Genomic DNA, 19,722 nt, shown 5'->3' with positions numbered 1-19,722 from the left:
GTGAGATTACGGAATAAGCCGTGGGCAGTTAAGTTGGTACAGGAGCATCCAGAAAGTGTATTAGATCGTCCTGATCCTGAAAAACAGATTGATTGGTCACAGCGTTTTGCAGACTGTTCTAGACCGTTGGAAATTGAAGTTGGGTCAGGCAAAGGACATTTTATTACCACTTTGGCTGAACAAAATCCTGATAAGAATTTTGTTGCACTTGAACTGCAAGTGACAGCTGCCGGAATGATTTTGCGAACCAAACTTGAAAAGAAGCTGGATAACTTGCAAATTTTATGTGCTGATGCAGCTGACATTACGGCATTTTTCGCTGCAAATAGCGCTGATACACTATACTTAAACTTCAGTGATCCATGGCCTAAAACAAAGCATGAAAAAAGGCGTTTAACTTATAAAACCTTTTTAGAAAAGTATAAAAAGATTTTGAAGCCTGTAGGTCAAATTGAGTTTAAGACTGATAACTCAGGATTATTTTCATATTCAGTCGCCAGCATGAACAATTATGGTATGCATTTTGACTTTGTCTCTGTTGATCTTCATCATGAAAATGAGGAGATTGTAGCAAAAAACATTGAAACTGAGTATGAGCACAAATTTGCTGCTAAAGGTAATCCAATTTACGCTCTTCATGCAGATTTTGGAGTAGAATAGATTAGATATTTATCTAGATGAGTGAGGCTTAATGATATGGAACAAATTAAAGAATTAAACAAAGAAAAACTATCAGAGATAACTAAAAGTGGTCGAGTAGTTTTAGAATTTTCAGCTGACTGGTGCCCTGATTGTCACTTTTTAGATCCATTTTTACCTGAAATTGAACAAGACTTTTCTGAAAGTAAGTTTTACCAAATTGACCGTGATGGTTCAATTGATGTGGCTAAAGAGTTAAATATTATGGGAATACCATCATTTGTGGTCTACCAAGATGGCGAAGAAATTGGTAGACTAGTTAATAAGGATCGTAAAACCAAAGACCAAGTTGAAGACTTTTTGAGGTCATTGGACTAAGTGAAAGAGGATTGAATTTTGATGATTACTAGTATTAATAAACGTAGCTATCCCAATACTTTGATTGTTATTTTAGGTCAAGATCAAGGTAAGAGTGAATATGAAGAAAAAGGTGATATTACTCGTATCACTGATGAAAAAGGGAACGTCACTGGCTTCAACTTTTTCAACGTTGATAAAGTTATTGACTACGATAAGTTACCAGACGGTCAAGTTAAATTATCCGATGCAGATTTAAGTGCATTGAATAAAGCATTAGCAGATGCCGGTTTTGCTGAGGAACTTGCATATGGTAAACCAACATTGGTTTACGGCTATGTTAAGACTTGTGATAAGCACCCTGATTCTGATCATTTACATGTCACTACAGTTGAAGTTGGTAACGGCGAAGAACATCAAATTGTTTGTGGTGCTCCTAATATTGCTCAAGGACAAAAGGTAGTTGTTGCCTTACCAGGAACTTTAATGCCTAACGGACAAATGATTTGGCCTGGTGAATTACGTCATGTTGATTCATACGGAATGATTTGTTCAGCACGCGAATTAGGCCTTGAACATGCTCCAGAAAAACGTGGCATCATGGTTTTACCAGATGATTTTCAAGTTGGAGACGAATTTGATGCTGCTAAATGTGATGAATTATTAGCTAGCGGTAAAATCAGCCTATAAATAAACATAAACTTCACGGTTAACGTGAAGTTTTTTATGGTTAAAAACGTACAACGGTAATTTGAAATTTATTTTTTATAATTAACTGTTTATTTGAATTCTGCTTTTTTTACTGCAACAATGGTAAAATAATAAACGATGAAAAATAGATTTTGGAGCTAAGATATGTTAGACAAGAACAAGCAAATATGGTTTATTGGAATTAAGGGAACAGGAATGGCTGCCCTAGCATTATTACTTAATGATCTAGGTTATGAAGTGAGCGGTAGTGATATTGAAAAATATACATTCACGCAGGAACCACTCGCAAAAGCTGGGATTAAAATTGCTCCTTTTAGTGCTGACAATATCAAAACTGAAGGTCAAGTAATTGTTAAAGGGAATGCGTTCAAAAACGATAATGTTGAAGTTAAGGCTTGTGAGGACAAAGGGATTAGCTGGCAAAGCTATCCTGATACGGTTGAAGAAGTTGTTGCGATGCATACAAGTATTGGTGTTGCAGGAACTCATGGCAAGACCTCAACAACCGGAATTCTTGCTCGCGTAATGAGCGAAGCAGCGCTAACTTCATATCTAATTGGAGATGGTGAAGGAAAAGGAATCAAGAATTCACGCTTTTTTGTCTACGAAGCTGACGAATATCGCCGTCACTTTTTGGCCTACCATCCTGACTATCAGATTATGACAAATATTGATTTTGATCATCCTGACTACTTTAAGGATCAAGCAGATTATACTTCCGCCTTTCAAACTGCTGCAGATCAGACAAAAAAAGGTTTATTTGTTTGGGGTGGAAATGAACGTTTACGTGAACTCAAAACAGCAGTCCCTAAATATACTTACGGGTTTGAAGCTAATGATGATTTTCAAGCAGTAGACGTCAAGCGAACAACAGAAGGATCCACCTTCAGTGTTTTGGATCACGGTCAAATGATTGGTGAATTCACAATTCATTTGTTTGGCGATCATAATATCTTGAATGCAACGGCTGTTATTGCTGTTGCTCACACAGAGAAGATACCTTTGGAAGATATCAAGCAAGGGCTCCTTACGTATCAAGGTGCTAAACGCCGCTTTTCCGAAAAGGATTTTGGCGATATTAATATTATCGATGATTATGCTCACCACCCAACTGAAATGCGGGCAACGATTCAAGCAGCTAGACAGAAGTTTCCTGATAAGAGACTTGTAGTTGTCTTCCAACCGCATACTTTTTCGCGAACCAAGAAGTATGCACATGATTTTGAAGAAATTTTAAGTGGTGTTGATAAAGCATACGTTACCCCAATTTATGCTTCTGCCAGAGAAGCAAGTGGCGACATCTCGAGTGAGGATCTAGTAGCTAAGATTCCTGGATCCGAAGTAATCAACCTCGACAACATTGCTGACCTGGCTCAAAATAAAGACAGTGTGATTGTCTTTATGGGTGCAGGTGATATTCAAAAGTATGAAGACGCTTTGGAAAAATTGATTTAATTAAAAAATGGCCGTTACTTATTAGGTAATGGTCATTTTTTATTTATTAAAGTCGTAAATAGTATTTAGGACTATAATTAATAATGAGGTGATATTATGAAGTTAAAGAAAAGAATTGCATTAGGTGCCATAGCAAGCGTTTTGGCGTTAGGATCTTTTGCAACAGTAAGTTTAAGTCAAACAAATGAAGTGTTTGCAGCAACGACAACTACGAATACAATGAAATTAGTGCATGGCGCTTACGTTTATAATAAAAATGGTAAACGACTCAAGAGATTTCAGGGCAGTAGATACAAGACTCATTTGTATAAAGGAACAACTGTAAAGTTTGCTGATAAGCTTGAATCAATCGAGCCCAATACTAAGCAGTACTTCCTTTTAGATGATGATAATTATCACCAAACATGGTTACCATATACTAAGATTGGCAAAAGCTATTATTACAATATAGGTTCTGGTGGTTATATTAATGCGGCCAATGTTGGCCAGATTAATCAAAAACCGCTTTATACTGCTGAAGCAACCGTTAAGGTAAAAACTCCTAATTCTTTTCCTGTTGGTCGCGGAAAAGACAGCATGATGATTAAGAATAAGCAAAATATCAGGGTAGATCGTACCACGTTAAAGCAGGAGGATCCATCTGCAGTTCCTTCTTACCGTATTAGTGGTACAAAGACTGGCTTTTTAGCAAAATCAGTTGTAGTAACGCCACCAAGACAGAAATTACTGACTTTTAGTGGTTACACCTATGTTTTAATTAATGACAGTATCAATACTTTTAACAATAAAGGTGAAGTTAGAGAAAATCAACAGCCACCATTTGAAGCCTATAGACCTTTTGGTAAGGGTGATAAACTACCAGTAGATGAATTACTTTATATTTGGTTACCAAAAGAAAATAAGGCTGAGTTGTTTTATCATTTGCTAGGTGATTCAGGTATGGGTGATATTGTTTACGTGGACAATTCTAAAGATAATTTGAGCTATCTTAAAGCAGATGACTGTAAATATATCGGTGGGCCATTCTTGACACCAGTTAATACGCCTGAGCAGGCTAAAGATGATACCCAGCTAGCAACAAGCACTGAAAAATCAGACTTGCAGAAACTAATTGATCAAGAAAATGTAGTTAAGAATTCAGAATCTTACAAGGAATTTAAACATGACGGTTATGATGCAGCGTTAGCAACTGCCAAAAAGCTTGTTACTTCAGATACTGCAACTGTAATGGAAGTCAAACAAGCAACCTTTGTCCTAAAAGGACAGCAAGAAAAAGAATTGAAGTCGCCTGACGAACTTAGTCTTCTAGATTATGTAACCGATACGAAGCCATATTAGGTGTTGATTTAATAGTTTTTATTAAGCATTAGAAATTCTGTAGTTAATTTATGAACCAAACTAAAAATTTTAGTTTGGTTTTTTCTTTATTAATTTTATTTTTCAGCTAAAATAGAGATTAAAATTTTAAAAAAAGTAGTTTGAGGTAATTATGAATTTACAAAAAAAGATGCTTAAAGGCGCAGTAGCTGGAATGATAACGCTTAGGCTTGTAAGCCAGTTAGCAAGTTTTAACGCTGCAACTGTTAAAGCAGCAACAAAAAATAACAGTCTTGAATTAGCGCATAATGCCTATATTTTTAATCAAAAGGGTAAAAGGATTAAAAATTATCATGGGCAAAAGAATAATGCATATTTGAAAAAGGGCACGAGTATAAACTTTTCTGGTTCTATTAAAGAAGTTAAGCCTAACACTAAAAATTTCTATTTGTTAAATGAAGATCGTGAAAAGCAATCTTGGTTACCATATAAGATGATTAAGGGCCAATGCTATTACAAACTTAGCTCCGGTGGATATGTTAAAGCAAACAATGTTTATCGAATTGCTGGCCAACCCTTATATACTGATCAAGCAACTGTTAAAATTGCCAATTTAAAAAAGAACGAATCATACAAAATCGGTGTTGGGAAAGACAGTATTAACTTAAAAAATGGTAAAATCTATCAAGTTGACCGTGTGACTGGTATGCCAGGCCAATCAGGTCTTTCGATTGAATATCGTGTTCGCGGAACTAAGACTGCCTTTATTCCAGAAACCAAAATAAAGGCTAAACCTAAGCAACAGTTGCAAACTTATACGCAAGCTAGTTACATTATATTTACCCAAAAAGCTGGAACTTATAATGTGGATGGTTCAGCTCGTCCTACAACTGATCCTAACTCAACTTTTGCTGCTTACGATGTTTATCCAGTTGAAAGTGCAACTTATTTGTGGAATGCTAATGACAATAAGGCAGAACTATTTTACTTGTTAAAGGATTCCTGGAACGAGCCTCGTTTTTATTCATTAGCTAATTATCATGCACAAGATTTTGCTGGGTTAGTTTATGTTAAGGCAGATACAACTGAATATGAATCAGGTCCAGTTTTAAAACCAATTAACACACCTGAGCAGGCTCAAAAAGATGCTAAGATAGCAGTCAAAGAAGACAAACAGGAATTACAAGATTTAGTAGATCAAGAAAACATTACGCCATACCAAAGCTCGTCTTTGAGTAATCTTGAAAATCGCTTTAAGGCTGCACTGAAGTTAGCTAAAACTACACTAAACTCTGATAAGGCAACAATTTCAGAAGTCAAAGCGGCAAAAGCAATCTTGGTTAAGACCCAAAATGATTTATCTCATTATGATAAGTCACAAGCCGAAAGTGATGCTATTTTAGGTGCTACTACACCATGTATTATATGGATTAGTACAATGAACTAAATAGAAAACAACAAAAAAGACTGAGTTTTCAGTCTTTTTTTGCTGTTCAAAATTAATAAGTAAAGTAAATTGCAAGATAGATCAGTATTGTGCCAGAAAAAAGGAAAAACTGGTAAAATGATTAATGAATACTAGACTAGTTTAACTGTGAGGAGATCTAATGGCTAACCAAAAACTACTTTTAATTGATGGTAATTCTGTTGCCTTTCGCGCTTTTTATGCATTATACCGTCAGCTTGAGAACTTCAGAAATCCTGAGGGATTACATACTAATGCCATTTATACATTTAAAAACATGCTCGATGTCTTACTTAATGATGTTAAGCCTGACCATGTGTTAGTTGCTTTTGATGCGGGCAAAACTACTTTTAGAAATAACATGTACGCTGATTATAAAGGGGGACGTCAAAAAACACCAGGTGAATTGTCCGAGCAATTACCGTATATTCAAGAATTGCTGCATGACTTAGGTATATCGACCTACGAGCTGGAAAACTATGAAGCGGATGATATCATCGGTACTTTTTCTAGAATCGGTGAAGAAAATGGTTTCGATGTAACAATTGTGACTGGTGATAAAGATTTAACCCAATTAGCTACTGAAAAGACTACGGTCATGGTGACTAAGTCAGGTGTGATGAACTTAGAAGCTTACACACCGGAACACATGAAAGAAGTTAATGGTGTTACGCCAACTGAATTTATCGATATGAAGGCCTTGATGGGCGACAATTCCGATAATTATCCTGGAGTAACCAAGGTAGGTCCCAAAAAAGCTTCGCAATTGGTCCAAGAATATGGTTCAGTTGAAAATCTTTATGATCATATCGACGAAATGAAGCAGTCAAAATTAAAAGAAAACCTGCTGAGCGATAAAGACAAGGCTCTTTTGGGTAAAAAACTTGCGACTATTGATTGTCAAACTCCAGTTACGATTGGAATTGATGATATTAAGCGTAAGGATATCGACTATCCAAAATTACGACGTTTTTATGAAAAAATGAATTTTAGAAAGTTTTTAAGTGAACTTGATCCTAACGCTGCAGATTCAGAAAATCAAAATGATGAAAATGAAAAAGTTTTGATGGAATACACAGAATTGACAAAAGATAATTTGGCAAAAGTTGATGCTAAAGAAGGCGACACCATTGTCTTTTACCTAGGGATGCTCGGACCTAATTATCATTTAGCTGATTTTGTTGGTTTTGCATTTAAAATTGCTGGTCAAATTTATGTCAGTCGCGATGTTGACCTATTAAAAGAGCAAAATCTGCAACATCTATTAGAAGATGAAAAAATCAAAAAGGATGTTTTTGATTTAAAACGTACGACAGTTGGACTTAACCGACTTGGAATTCATGCACATGGAATCGATTATGATATGCTCCTTGCTTCATACTTGATTAACAATGAAAATAATTCGGATGACATGGCTGAAGTTTGCCGGATGTATGGTAATAACTCTGTTAGAAGTGATTTGGACGTCTACGGCAAAGGAAAAAGTGAACAAATTCCTGAAGATGATAAGGTTTTGTTTAATCACCTTGCAACCAAGGCTGAAGCAATCGAAAGCTTGAAGGAAACCTTACTTGCTAAACTTAAGGAGCATGAACAGGATGATCTTTTTGCTAGCATCGAGATTCCCGTTGCGCGCGTTTTAGCAAAGATGGAAATTAATGGTATCAAGGTATTACCTGATACATTAACCCAATTGCAAGATGAGTTTGCTGGCGAATTGTCCAAAATGGAGAAGGAAATTTATGAAGAAGCTGGCGAAGAGTTCAATATTAATTCGCCAAAACAGCTTGGTCATATCCTGTTTGAAAAAATGGGCCTTAAACCAATCAAAAAGACCAAAACTGGCTATTCAACTTCAGTTGATGTTTTAAATCAACTTAAGGATGAGAATCCAATTATTGAAAAGATTCTTTCTTATCGTCAAATTGCAAAAATCCAGTCAACTTATGTTAATGGTTTGCTCGATGTCATTCAAAAAGACGGACGTGTACATACACGTTATTTGCAAACTTTGACCGCAACAGGACGTCTTTCTTCAGTGGATCCTAACTTACAAAATATTCCAACTAGGACAGAGGAAGGAAAGCAGATTAGAAAAGCGTTCGTTCCTAGTCAACCTGATGGTTATATTTTCTCTTGTGACTATTCACAAATTGAATTGCGGGTTTTAGCTCAGGTTTCAGGTGACGAGCAGATGCAAGAAGCATTTAGAACGGGTTACGATATCCACGCTCATACTGCAATGAGAATTTTTCACTTAAAGTCAACCGATGAAGTAACACCATTAATGCGTCGCCGTGCAAAGGCAGTTAACTTTGGTATTGTTTATGGTATTTCAGATTATGGTTTGTCAAAAAACTTAAATATTAGTCGTAAGCAGGCAAAAGAATTTATTGATAACTACTTTGAACAATATCCACAAATTAAAGATTATATGGATAAAGCGGTGAAAGTTGCGCGTGAAAAGGGTTATGCGGAAACCATTATGCATAGACGTCGGTATCTTCCTGACATTCATGCGAAGAATTTTAATGTCCGTTCTTTTGCAGAAAGAACTGCAATCAACTCACCAATTCAAGGATCTGCCGCAGACATTATTAAAATTGCAATGATTAATATGCAGCAAAAGTTAGATGAAATGCACTTGAAGACTAAGATGGTTGTCCAGGTTCACGACGAATTGATTTTTGATGTTCCAAAAGATGAACTTGAAACAATTAAGAAGATTGTGCCTGAAGTAATGCAATCAGCAGTTAGATTAGATATTCCTTTAGTTGCTGATTCAGGTTATGGTCACAACTGGTTTGATGCCAAATAAGGAGTATAAGTAATGCCAGAAATGCCAGAGGTTGAAACGGTACGTCGTACCTTATTACCACTGATTAAAGGAAAAACAATAAAAAAAGTTACGTTGTGGTACCCCAAAATTATTGCCAGTGATCCGCAAGAATTTGAACAGCAATTAGTTAATAAAAAAATAGAAACGATTGATCGCTATGCGAAGTACTTGTTGATTAGGTTGAGTGGGAATTTGACGGTAGTTTCTCATTTGCGCATGGAAGGCAAGTATCGCTTAGTTAAAGAAAATACGAAAAAAGATAAGCATGATCATGTTCAGTTTGTTTTTACTGATGGTTCAGCTTTGAGATATAACGATGTTCGTAAATTCGGTAGAATGCAGTTAGTTAAAACTGGAACGGAAAAAGAAGTAACTGGTATCAGTAAACTTGGCCCAGAACCTAATTCACCAGATTTTACAGTTGCTGTTTTTACTAGGGGACTGGCCCGCAAGAAAAAGAGTATTAAGAACACGCTTCTTGACCAGTCTGTGGTTGCCGGACTAGGTAATATCTATGTTGATGAAGTTTTATGGGAAACCAAAATTCATCCTTTGAGTATGGCCAATGCTCTGCCCAAAACTAAAATCAAACAGCTTCACGATAACATTAATTCTTTAATTGAATTGGCGATTGAAGAACGAGGAACTACGGTTCATACATACCTTGATGCTAATGGAAAAACCGGTGGTTTTCAGGAAATGCTCAAAGTTTATGGTCATAAGGGAGAGCCATGCGTTCGTTGTGACGCACCACTAGAAAAAATAAAAGTTTCGGGCCGAGGGACTACATTTTGTCCCCACTGTCAGGTAATTTATAAATGACTTTAGTACTTGGCTTAACAGGTGGAATTGCAAGTGGGAAAAGCACGGCAGATGCTTTTTTCCTTAAGCGCAATTTACCTGTTATTGACAGCGATGTGATCGCAAATGACATTTTAAATATCGGTCAGCTAGGTTATAAAAAAGTGATTAGTTACTTTGGCCAAGATATTTTAAATTCTGATCGGACACTTAATCGCAAAAAGTTAGGACAAATTGTTTTTAATGATCAAAGTAAGTTAAATGTGCTTAACCAGATAACACATCCATTGATTTTTAGCGAAATTGAAGATAAAATTACGCAAAATAAACTTTTAAAGAAACCAGTAGTTATTGTAGATGCACCTTTGCTATTTGAAACTAAAGTAAAAGATTATTGCGATAAAACCTTGTTAATTGCGGTTCCAGAGGAGTTGCAATTGCAGCGATTAATGGCACGTGATCGCCTAAATAAAACTGAGGCTTTAAATAGAATAAAAACACAGATGCCACTATCGCAAAAGGAAAAATTAGCAGATTATGTCATCACAAATACTGGTACAATAAAAGGGCTAGAAACTAAATTAGCAAACCTGCTATGTGAACTAAAAGAGGAGGACTAAGATGGAATGTCCTAATTGTCGGCAAAATGCCTCACGTGTAATCGATTCGCGTCCAAGTGATGAAAATCGTGCAATTAGACGCAGAAGAGAATGTGAAAACTGTGGCTTTCGCTTTACTACTTTTGAGCGAATTGAAACAACGCCATTATTAGTAATTAAGAATGATAATACCAGAGAGCCGTTTAATCGTAAAAAGATTCTGCATGGTGTAATGGCAGCTGGACAAAAGCGTCCAATTACCAGCGCACAATTTGAAGAACTAGTTGATCACGTTGAAAACAAGGTTAGACAGCAAGGTGTAAGTGAAATATCTTCGAAAAAAATTGGTCAGTTGGTAATGGATGAATTAGCTGAACTAGATGATGTTGCTTATATTCGTTTTGCATCGATTTACCGCGAATTTAAAGATATGTCGAGTTTTATGAAGACAATGGAGGATATGATTGCTAAAAGAGAGAAAGGAAATTAGAAATGTTTGAGACAGATAATCCCAAACAACCTTTTTTTATTGCTAATCATATTGACCTATATCCAGCTGATCTTCGCATTTTAGTAAAGCTTTATCAGCCTTTAATTGGCTCTCTTGCTCTTTCCATGTACCTTAGTCTGAATGAAGACTATAAATCTGGTGCAATGCTATCTGATTCAACCGGCTTATACACGTTACAAGAACAGCTTGATTGCAACCTTAAAAGTCTTTTTATTGCGCTGCATAAGCTTGAAGGTACTGGTTTGATTCAAACACGCATGATTGAAAATGAAATTATGGGTCAGGTACTAGTTTTTCAGCTAGCAAAGGTGCCAAGTAGTAATGAATTTTTTGCTACTCCTCTTTTAGCCAGTTTGCTTAAGGAAAAAATTGGTGTTAGCGCATTTCAAAAACTGGGTCATGTCTTTGCCCAAGAAGGTAGTCAGAACTTAAACCAACCTAATGGCTTAGCGACCGCAACTGATGTTTCTGCCTCATTCATGGATGTCTTTCGTTTACCCGATCAAGAAGCAATTGAACCTTCAATTGAAGTGAAACAGGCTGCTCAAGAAAACCAGATTCCTAAACCTGTTCAGGCAAGTATCAAACAAGATGACAAGATTGACTGGGATTTTATGAAGCAGCAGTTTGAGATTTATCAGATTCCGGAGACAGAAATTGATCGCAACCGCCAAGCAATTCGGGCCGTTATGCGCACCTATGGTTTGTCCGAACAAGAATTTGTTGATGAGGCTTTGTCGTGCTTACACGGAGACTATCAGCTTGATATGTCCTTAATTAAAAAGACAATCGCAAACAGTATCCATGCTCAAACAACACGTGATCAACTTAAAAGAGTTACGCGTACTGAAGAAACTAGTCCTTCAAATGCGCATTTTAGTGAACAAGAACAAAAACTTTTACAACTTGCGAAGAGTAAATCTCCAGCTCAGTTTTTATATTATCTAAAAACTGAACGTCATGATTATGTTGATGCTAGCGAATATCATGTCCTTGACAGTTTATATAATGAAAAAGGGATACCAGCTGAATTGCTGAATCTTTTGACCTACGCTTGTCTAAAAAGCGCACCGAATATTTCCTATCGTTTAGCGAATAAAATCCTGCATGATTGGTTGCAACATGGTGTCAAGACAGGTGAGCAAGCACTTGACTATATGAATAAACGTGAGCAAAATAAAGGAAAATATCCTCGTTATACTCAGGCAAAAAGGGTTGAAAAAGCAACGGACTGGAGCAAGAAAAAAGCTACAGTTAAATCAGACGTTTCTTCGGCAGATTTAAAGAACTTTTTCAAGAACTTTGAAGACCAAAATGGCATGAAGTAGGTGAATCTATGGAACCGATTAATAAATTTATTTCTGGAAAGAATCATCCAGCAGCTAAAAAAATTGATCCAGCTCAGATTAGGCAACAAGTTTTAGCTGAACCGGCTGTCAGTCAGTTCATTAGCGCTCATCAGGACAAAATAACGGATGAAATGATTGATAAGAGCATGTCTGCTCTTTTTGAATTTTATTTGTTTCAACAAAATAAAAAGGATCCAGTCACACAGGGTTTTAAACCGAAATTGATTCTAAATACTAATGCGATTGATATTACTTACGTTCCTGAAGACAGTAAGATTGAACATGATCGGGAAATTAGTGCCAGAAAGAATCTGCGTTTAATTGATCTGCCAACCAGTTTGCATGATATTAAACTCAGTCAAGTTGAGATAACGCCTGAAAGAAAGCAAGCAATGGCTGATATTAGTCAATTCTTGAGTGCGTACTCTAAGAATATTCAGCAAAAAGGTCTATTTTTATCAGGTAGTTTTGGAGTAGGTAAAACTTTCATTCTTGCTGGCTTGGCAAATTCGCTTGCAATGATGAATAAGCGTGTTGTTTTCATGCATGTGCCTAATTTCATTGCCGGTCTTTCAAGTCATTTTAATGATAATAGCCTGCCGGAAGAGGTACAGCGAATTTCAAATTGTGATGTACTAATTTTGGATGATATTGGTGCTGAAAATCTCAGTCAGTGGTCTCGTGACGAAGTTTTAGCAGTAATCCTGCAATCACGGATGGACAATCAATTGCCGACTTTCTTTTCTTCCAATTTCTCGATGAACGATTTGGAAGAACATTTTAAGGAGACTAAAAATGCAATAGATCCAGTTAAAGCTGCAAGACTAATGGAAAGAGTACGGACTTTGGCTAAAGAGGTCGTTGTTTCTGGTCCTAATAGACGACGCTAAATTAAAAATAAGTTAAAACAAAAAGCACTTAACTAAAAAGTGCTTTTTGTGATTTTTATTAAAAAAGTTCTTGCAAAAAAATGTTAGATATGTATAATTATCTTAATTGAATGAACATGATGCAGCTCAAGTCAGAGAGAATCACATTATTCTGGAAGTGGTTCAATGTAGATGTACCCCACTCATTCAAACTTAAAAAGTAATTAAAATGGGTGAGTTCCATTATCAACTTAATTTGAGAAGTTAGATTCGTATATCTGACTTGAAATTTGGGTGGAACCACGCTAATAACGTCCCAGTGCAGTGATGCACTGGGGCGTTTTTTTATATTTTCGGAGGTATAGATGAGTTTTTCAGTTATTTTGCCAGATGGATCAAAACGTGATTTTGATCAAGCAATTACAATTAGTGATTTGGCACATGGTATTTCAACATCACTAGGAAAAGCAGCACTTGCTGGTAAAGTAGACGGACAATTACAACCGGTTGATTATCAACTCGATCGTGATGCTAATGTAGCAATTATTACTGATAAAGATGAAGAAGGCTTGAACGTCTTACGTGATACAGTAGCATTTGTTTTTGAAGCAGTTGCTAAAAAAGCATATCCAGAATTACGTTTTGGTGAACATGCTGCAGGCGAAGATGGCTTTTTTGTTGACACCGATAAGGAAAATCAAATTAAAGTCAATGAATTACCTGAACTTGAAAATGCTGTTAAGAAAGCAGTTAAAGCAGGCGAAAAAATTGAAAGTGTTGTTATGCCTAAGGCTGAATTGGAAGAAATCTTTAAAGATGATCCATTTAAGCTTGAGCTATTAAATCAAGAAACTAGCGACGAAGTTAAGGCCTACAAGTTAGGTGACTTTGTTGACTTTGGGTTTGCCGCACTTTTACCAAACACTGGCAAAATTAAACAATTTAAGCTTTTATCTGTTGCTGGTGCATATTGGAAGGGCAAGTCATCCAATCCAATGCTGCAAAGAATCTCAGGTACAGCATTCTTTAAGAAAGCAGACTTGGATGCAGATATTAAACGCCGTGAAGATATTAAAGAACGTGATCACCGGACAATCGGACGTGATCTTGACTTATTCTTCGTTGATCCTAAAGTTGGTGCTGGCTTACCATACTGGATGCCAAAGGGTGCAACTATTCGCCGTGTTGTTGAACGTTACATTATTGATAAAGAAGTTGCCGATGGCTATCAACACGTATATACCCCAGTTTTGATGAATGTCGATGCATATAAGACTTCTGGACACTGGGCACACTATCGTGATGATATGTTCCCACCAATGGATATGGGTGATGGTGAAATGCTCGAATTACGGCCAATGAACTGTCCTTCACATATTCAAATTTACAAGCACCATATTCGTTCTTACCGTGAATTACCAATCAGAATTGCTGAATTAGGTATGATGCACCGGTATGAAAAATCAGGTGCCTTATCTGGACTGCAACGTGTTCGTGAAATGACTTTGAATGATGGTCATACTTTCGTTGCACTTGAGCAAGTTCAAGAAGAATTTACTAAGATTCTGAGACTAATCATGGAAGTATATAAGGACTTCGATATTACTGATTACTACTTTAGACTTTCATATCGTGATCCAAAGAACACTGAAAAGTACTTTGCAAATGATGAAATGTGGGAAAGAAGTCAATCAATGCTTAAGAAGGCAATGGATGACATGGGACTTGAATATGTTGAAGCCGAAGGTGAAGCAGCCTTTTACGGTCCTAAACTTGATATTCAAACCAAGACTGCTTTAGGTGCGGATGAAACCATGTCAACCATTCAACTTGACTTCATGTTGCCAGAACGCTTCAACTTGTCATACGTTGGCCAAGATGGTGAAGAGCACCGTCCGGTTATGATTCACCGTGGAATTGTTGGAACAATGGAACGTTTCATTGCTTACTTAATTGAAATTTACAAGGGTGCGTTCCCAACTTGGTTAGCACCAGTACAAGTAGAAGTGATTCCAGTTAACCTTGATGCACACTCTGAATATGCGAAAAAGGTACGCGATGAACTTAACAAGCGCGGCTTCAGAGCTGAAGCAGATTTAAGAAATGAAAAATTGGGTTACAAGATTCGCGAGTCTCAAACCCAAAAGATTCCATATACCTTAGTTTTAGGTGATGAAGAAATGTCTTCTAACAGCGTTAACGTTCGTCGTTACGGAACTGAAGAAGAAATTGTAAAGAGTTTTGACGAATTTATTGCAGAAATTGATCAAGATGTTAAGTCATACTCAAGAAAAAATAGGTAGTTAGAAATTGAAAAAGTATTTATCGATAAATCAAAGATTATAGGGTGACAACATAAACATTTAATTTTTAATATACTGGAACTTTGCAAGTCGGGTAACAAACGTAGTGTTGACGGGGATGCACTTTTGATTTTTTAAATCAATTGATAAGAAAAGTATGATGTGTTTTTTGTTGATCGAACACAAAGGAGCATTTATATGTCAATGATAGAATTCCACGACGTGCAAAAATATTATGGTAAATTTCACGCCTTACACGATATTAATTTAGAAATAGACAAAGGTGAAACGGTCGTTTTAATTGGTCCTTCGGGGTCAGGTAAGAGTACGCTAATTCGGACAGTAAATCGATTAGAATCGATTCAAGGTGGAAAGTTGATTGTTAATAATCAAGATTTATCCAATCCTAAAACGGATTCCAATCGTTTACGTCAAGATGTCGGGATGGTTTTCCAACACTTCAATCTTTATGCAAACAAAAATGTACTAGAAAACATTATGTTGGCACCAAGAATAGTTAGTCATATGCCTGAAGAGGAAAACAAAAAGCAGGCGATGGAGCTATTAGACATGGTTGGTCTTGCAGATAAGGCCCAAAACATGCCTGCACAAATTTCTGGTGGACAGAAGCAGCGTGTTGCAATTGCTAGATCCTTGGCAATGAAACCTAAGTTATTGCTGTTTGACGAGCCAACTTCTGCACTTGATCCTGAAATGATTGATGACGTTTTGCAGGTTATAAAAAAGGTAACCTCTGCAAGTGAAATGACATCATTGATTGTTACGCATGAAATGGGTTTTGCTAAAGAAGTAGCTAATCGCGTGATTTTTATGGATCAAGGACATCTTGTTGAAGATGACGAAAGTATAGCCTTCTTTAAGCAACCTAAGACAGTACGTGCACAACAATTTTTGAGTAAAATCATTTCGCACTAAGGAGGTTGGCATGATGAAAAAAATTATCTGGCCAATTGCTCTATTATTCAGTGCATTAATGCTCACTGGTTGCGGGAAAAGCGTAACAGATCAATCCGCTTTAAAAAATGTCCGTTCATCTAACACAATTACATGGGCCGTCGAAGGTGACAAAAAGCTTTTCAGTCTAATTGATATTCGTGATGACCAGGAAAAAGGTTTTGATATCGATATGGCTAAAGCCATTACTAGAGAGATTTTGGGACCGAAGGGCCAAGCAAGATTTACTTTAGCAACATCGCAATCAAGAATCCCACTTTTGAAAAACGGTAATGTTGATGCAGTAATTGCAACTTTGACGATTACGCCTGAGAGAGCAAAAATCATTAGTTTTTCTAAGCCATATTTTAGGGCTGGTAAATCATTGCTAGTTAATAAGGACTCTGATGTTAAAAGTGTGCGTGACCTAAATGGTAAAACTGTGATAGGAATCGTCGGTGACAACTCGGTTGAAGTAATTAAAAAAGTTGCACCTAAAGCTAAAGTTGTTGCAATGCAAGATTACGGTCAAGCTGTTTCTGCCCTTAAATCACATCAAGGTGACGCCTTAACTAGTGATAATGGTATTTTGTATGGACTTGCTGCGCAAAGTGCAGGGAGTTTAGAAGTAAGAGGTGGAACTTTTACGAAAGAACCTTATGGTATTGCGGTTAACCAAAATCAGGAACCTTTTCATCGCGCAATTAATCGCGCAGTTGATAAAATCCAACGCAGTGGTGAATATAATCGCTTAATTAAAAAGTGGTTTGGCCAAGTTCCCGGTTTCAACTATAAGGAGATGTATTACAAATGATTAACATATTAAATCACTTTAGTAACGAACTTTTTGTGGGTTTTGGCTGGACACTTTTAGCTAGTTTTTTAACCTTAGTTTTCAGTTTGATTTTCGGTATATTTATTGCTTTATTAGAAGTAATTCCTCATAAAGTTGCTAACAAAATTGGACGTGGTTATGTAGAAATTTTTCGTAATATTCCTTTGTTGATTATTGTGATGTTTTTCTATCTAATAGTTCCAAAGTATATTATTCAATTAAATGGTTTTACAGCAGGTACAATTGGACTGTTCCTTTACACTTCAGCTTTTATTGCTGAAATAATTCGTTCAGGTATTCAATCAGTATCTGGTGGTCAAATGGAAGGTGCCAGATCGACTGGCATGACTTATAAACAGGCAATGCAGTACATCATCTTGCCGCAAGCAATGAAGATTGTCATTCCACCATTAGGTAATCAGTTCGTTAACCTTATTAAGGATTCCTCAATTTTAGCCTTTGTAGCTGGCTTTGATTTAATGTATCAAGCCAATGCAATTGCATCCGTAACTTTTGACACAATGAATAGTTACTTCATTATTGGAATCCTATATTTAATCATCACGATGCCGTTAAGTTACTACATGCGGTATCTTGAAAAGAAATTAGCGTAGGGAGGCGACTGATATGCAAACATGGATAGACGCATTATCTTGGCTAAACTTTGGCTTCTTGCTTAAAGGTTTGGCTGTTACATTATATATTTCATTAGTATCGATTGTTTTAAGTTTTATTTTGGGTTCGGTATTAGGGATAATACGGTATTCAAAAATCAAATTTATTTCAGCCGCTGTTGGTTTTGTAATTGATCTGGTTCGTAACCTTCCTTTATTGTTAATTATTTTCTTTACTTATTTTGGAATGCCTAAAATTGGCTATCGCCCTAGTGCAATTACTTCGGCAATCATTGCAATGACAATTTTTGAATCAAGCATGCTAGCTGAAATTGTTAGATCTGGTATACAGTCAGTTTCTGAGGGGCAAATGGAAGGAGCAAGATCGACGGGGATGAGTTTTGTCCAAGCATTGTGGTACATCATACTGCCACAAGCATACCGCCATATGATCCCAACGATTATTGGTCAATTTGTATCTTTAATCAAGGACACTTCTCTTGCTACAATTATCGTTGTTCCAGAATTGATGCAACATGCTCAAGTCATCTATGGTCAAAATGCTAATTACATTGTTCCAATGTTTGCAGCATTAACCTTGCTGTATTTTATTATTTGTTTTACACTTTCAATGGCAGGAAGCTATTTGCATAAGCACATGGCTAGTTAACAATTTTGATTTTTTGATAAAAGGTCTTTCCTCAAGACTAAGAACATTTTTAGACAGATTATATTGACTAATTGAATACTAACGCGTATAATCACATTAGTTGAGAACAAGAAGAAGCTCCCGCTTCTCGCCTATGTTAAGTTGACCTCTGGGCTAATCGATATTTTCTGTTGATTAAAGGCGGGTACGTTTTACCCGCCTTTTTCTTGTCCTCAAATTAACACGGAGGTGAAGAATTATACCAAAGAATTTGATATTAAACGATCAAATACGTGCTCGTGAAGTTCGTTTAATTAATGAAGATGGTGAACAAGTTGGTGTTGTAACAAAGACTGAGGCTTTACGCCAAGCCAGTGCTGCAAGTTTAGATTTAGTTCTAATTTCGCCTAATGCCAAGCCACCAGTTGCCCGCATTATGGATTACGGTAAATACCGCTTTGAACAACAAAAGAAGGTTAAGGAATCTCGTAAGAAATCTAAGACCGTCAGTGTCAAAGAAATCCGTTTGAGCCCAACAATTGAAGGCAATGATTTTAACACTAAATTAAAGCACGCTCAAAAATTCCTCACTAAAGAGGGAGCAAAAGTTCGTGTTTCAATTAGGTTCAGGGGTCGAGCTATTACTCATAAGGAATTAGGTCGCGAAGTATTGGAAAAGATGGCTGAAGCCACTTCGGATATTGCTACTGTAGTAAGCAAACCGAAAATGGAAGGTCGTTCAATGTTCTTAATGCTTGCTCCCAAGAGTGATAAAAAGTAAATTAGTTAATTTGGAGGAATTAGAAAATGCCTAAAATGAAAACCCACCGCGCTTCTGCAAAGCGTTTCAAGAGAACAGGTTCTGGTCAATTAAAACGTCATCACGCTTTTACTGGACACCGTTTCCACGGTAAGACAAAGAAGCAACGTCGTCATTTGAGAAAGGCTGCATTAGTTTCACGCAGCGACTTGAAGCGCATCAAACAGATGCTCTCTCAAATGCGTTAATTAATTGTAAGAGACGATATTTAGGAGGAATTTTAGATGCCAAGAGTTAAGGGTGGAACTGTTACACGTAAACGTCGTAAGAAGGTTATGAAGCTTGCCAAGGGTTACCGTGGCGCAAAGCATATGCAATTTAAGGCTGCAAGTACACAATTATTTGTATCTTACAGATATGCATTCCGTGACCGTAGAAGACGCAAGAGCGACTTTAGAAAATTATGGATTGCCAGAATCAATGCAGCTGCAAGACAGAATGATATTTCATATTCTAAGTTAATGCACGGCTTGAAAGTAGCTGGTGTTGACATTAACCGTAAGATGTTAGCTGATATTGCTTATAACGATTCAAAGACCTTTGCACAATTAGCTGAAACAGCTAAGAAGGCTTTAAATTAATTTAAAAATGGCGCATTGGCGCCATTTTTTTATGTCAAAAATTATCACTTTACT

The 19,722-nt window shown here is 36.6% G+C and carries 20 protein-coding genes and 1 other annotated feature; all 20 genes read left to right on the top strand.

The window, feature by feature from the left end; genetic code table 11:
• Complete coding sequence (gene trmB / locus CRG87_RS03585) at window positions 1-660, top strand: tRNA (guanosine(46)-N7)-methyltransferase TrmB (protein ID WP_074425037.1); 660 nt, start codon at window positions 1-3, stop codon at window positions 658-660.
• Window positions 661-696: 36 nt separating this feature from the next.
• Window positions 697-1,017, top strand: a complete 321-nt coding sequence (locus tag CRG87_RS03580) for a thioredoxin family protein (RefSeq protein ID WP_074425038.1) — start codon at window positions 697-699, stop codon at window positions 1,015-1,017.
• Window positions 1,018-1,038: 21 nt separating this feature from the next.
• Complete coding sequence (gene ytpR / locus CRG87_RS03575) at window positions 1,039-1,686, top strand: YtpR family tRNA-binding protein (protein ID WP_074425039.1); 648 nt, start codon at window positions 1,039-1,041, stop codon at window positions 1,684-1,686.
• 165 nt (window positions 1,687-1,851) lie between these two features.
• The gene (murC, locus tag CRG87_RS03570; protein ID WP_074425040.1) at window positions 1,852-3,162 is read left to right on the top strand and encodes a UDP-N-acetylmuramate--L-alanine ligase; all 1,311 of its coding nucleotides are present in this window, start codon (window positions 1,852-1,854) and stop codon (window positions 3,160-3,162) included.
• 96 nt (window positions 3,163-3,258) lie between these two features.
• The gene (locus CRG87_RS03565; protein WP_074425042.1) at window positions 3,259-4,500 is read left to right on the top strand and encodes an SLAP domain-containing protein; all 1,242 of its coding nucleotides are present in this window, start codon (window positions 3,259-3,261) and stop codon (window positions 4,498-4,500) included.
• A gap of 151 nt (window positions 4,501-4,651) precedes the next feature.
• Entirely contained in the window at window positions 4,652-5,926 is a 1,275-nt protein-coding gene (locus CRG87_RS03560; protein WP_074425044.1) for an SLAP domain-containing protein, read from the top strand.
• Between the two features lie 160 nt (window positions 5,927-6,086).
• On the top strand, window positions 6,087-8,762 hold the full coding sequence (gene polA / locus CRG87_RS03555) for a DNA polymerase I (protein WP_074425045.1): 2,676 nt from the start codon (window positions 6,087-6,089) through the stop codon (window positions 8,760-8,762).
• 12 nt (window positions 8,763-8,774) lie between these two features.
• Window positions 8,775-9,605 carry a DNA-formamidopyrimidine glycosylase gene (gene mutM, locus CRG87_RS03550; RefSeq protein WP_074425047.1) on the top strand — a complete coding sequence of 277 codons (831 nt, stop codon included), beginning with the start codon at window positions 8,775-8,777 and terminating at the stop codon, window positions 9,603-9,605.
• The gene (gene coaE / locus CRG87_RS03545; RefSeq protein ID WP_074425048.1) at window positions 9,602-10,204 is read left to right on the top strand and encodes a dephospho-CoA kinase; all 603 of its coding nucleotides are present in this window, start codon (window positions 9,602-9,604) and stop codon (window positions 10,202-10,204) included. The genes mutM and coaE overlap by 4 nt, the downstream gene beginning before the upstream one ends.
• 1 nt (window position 10,205) lies before the next feature.
• Window positions 10,206-10,673, top strand: coding sequence for a transcriptional regulator NrdR (gene nrdR / locus CRG87_RS03540; RefSeq protein ID WP_046307290.1), 468 nt, complete (start codon window positions 10,206-10,208; stop codon window positions 10,671-10,673).
• A 2-nt stretch (window positions 10,674-10,675) separates the two neighbouring features.
• Window positions 10,676-12,022 carry a DnaD domain protein gene (locus CRG87_RS03535; RefSeq protein WP_074425049.1) on the top strand — a complete coding sequence of 449 codons (1,347 nt, stop codon included), beginning with the start codon at window positions 10,676-10,678 and terminating at the stop codon, window positions 12,020-12,022.
• A gap of 8 nt (window positions 12,023-12,030) precedes the next feature.
• Window positions 12,031-12,933, top strand: a complete 903-nt coding sequence (dnaI, locus tag CRG87_RS03530) for a primosomal protein DnaI (RefSeq protein ID WP_074425051.1) — start codon at window positions 12,031-12,033, stop codon at window positions 12,931-12,933.
• A gap of 344 nt (window positions 12,934-13,277) precedes the next feature.
• Window positions 13,278-15,215 carry a threonine--tRNA ligase gene (gene thrS / locus CRG87_RS03525; RefSeq protein ID WP_074425053.1) on the top strand — a complete coding sequence of 646 codons (1,938 nt, stop codon included), beginning with the start codon at window positions 13,278-13,280 and terminating at the stop codon, window positions 15,213-15,215.
• 198 nt (window positions 15,216-15,413) lie between these two features.
• Complete coding sequence (locus CRG87_RS03520) at window positions 15,414-16,151, top strand: amino acid ABC transporter ATP-binding protein (protein WP_046307278.1); 738 nt, start codon at window positions 15,414-15,416, stop codon at window positions 16,149-16,151.
• A 10-nt stretch (window positions 16,152-16,161) separates the two neighbouring features.
• Window positions 16,162-16,983: a transporter substrate-binding domain-containing protein gene (locus tag CRG87_RS03515; RefSeq protein WP_228150045.1), complete on the top strand. Its 822-nt coding sequence runs from the start codon at window positions 16,162-16,164 to the stop codon at window positions 16,981-16,983.
• Window positions 16,980-17,618, top strand: a complete 639-nt coding sequence (locus CRG87_RS03510; RefSeq protein ID WP_074425057.1) for an amino acid ABC transporter permease — start codon at window positions 16,980-16,982, stop codon at window positions 17,616-17,618. Before CRG87_RS03515 ends, CRG87_RS03510 begins: the two co-directional genes overlap by 4 nt.
• 13 nt (window positions 17,619-17,631) lie before the next feature.
• On the top strand, window positions 17,632-18,288 hold the full coding sequence (locus CRG87_RS03505) for an amino acid ABC transporter permease (protein WP_074425058.1): 657 nt from the start codon (window positions 17,632-17,634) through the stop codon (window positions 18,286-18,288).
• 102 nt (window positions 18,289-18,390) lie between these two features.
• Window positions 18,391-18,501, top strand: a sequence feature (ribosomal protein L20 leader region).
• A 37-nt stretch (window positions 18,502-18,538) separates the two neighbouring features.
• Window positions 18,539-19,048, top strand: coding sequence for a translation initiation factor IF-3 (gene infC, locus CRG87_RS03500; protein WP_046307269.1), 510 nt, complete (start codon window positions 18,539-18,541; stop codon window positions 19,046-19,048).
• Window positions 19,049-19,074: 26 nt separating this feature from the next.
• The gene (gene rpmI / locus CRG87_RS03495) at window positions 19,075-19,275 is read left to right on the top strand and encodes a 50S ribosomal protein L35 (protein ID WP_046307267.1); all 201 of its coding nucleotides are present in this window, start codon (window positions 19,075-19,077) and stop codon (window positions 19,273-19,275) included.
• A gap of 36 nt (window positions 19,276-19,311) precedes the next feature.
• Window positions 19,312-19,668, top strand: a complete 357-nt coding sequence (rplT, locus tag CRG87_RS03490; RefSeq protein ID WP_046307264.1) for a 50S ribosomal protein L20 — start codon at window positions 19,312-19,314, stop codon at window positions 19,666-19,668.
• Window positions 19,669-19,722 lie beyond the last annotated feature (54 nt).

This window comes from Lactobacillus apis (genome assembly GCF_002837055.1).
In the GTDB taxonomy this organism is placed as follows: Bacteria; Bacillota; Bacilli; order Lactobacillales; family Lactobacillaceae; genus Lactobacillus; species Lactobacillus apis.
This window is presented reverse-complemented; position numbering and strand designations above follow the sequence as displayed.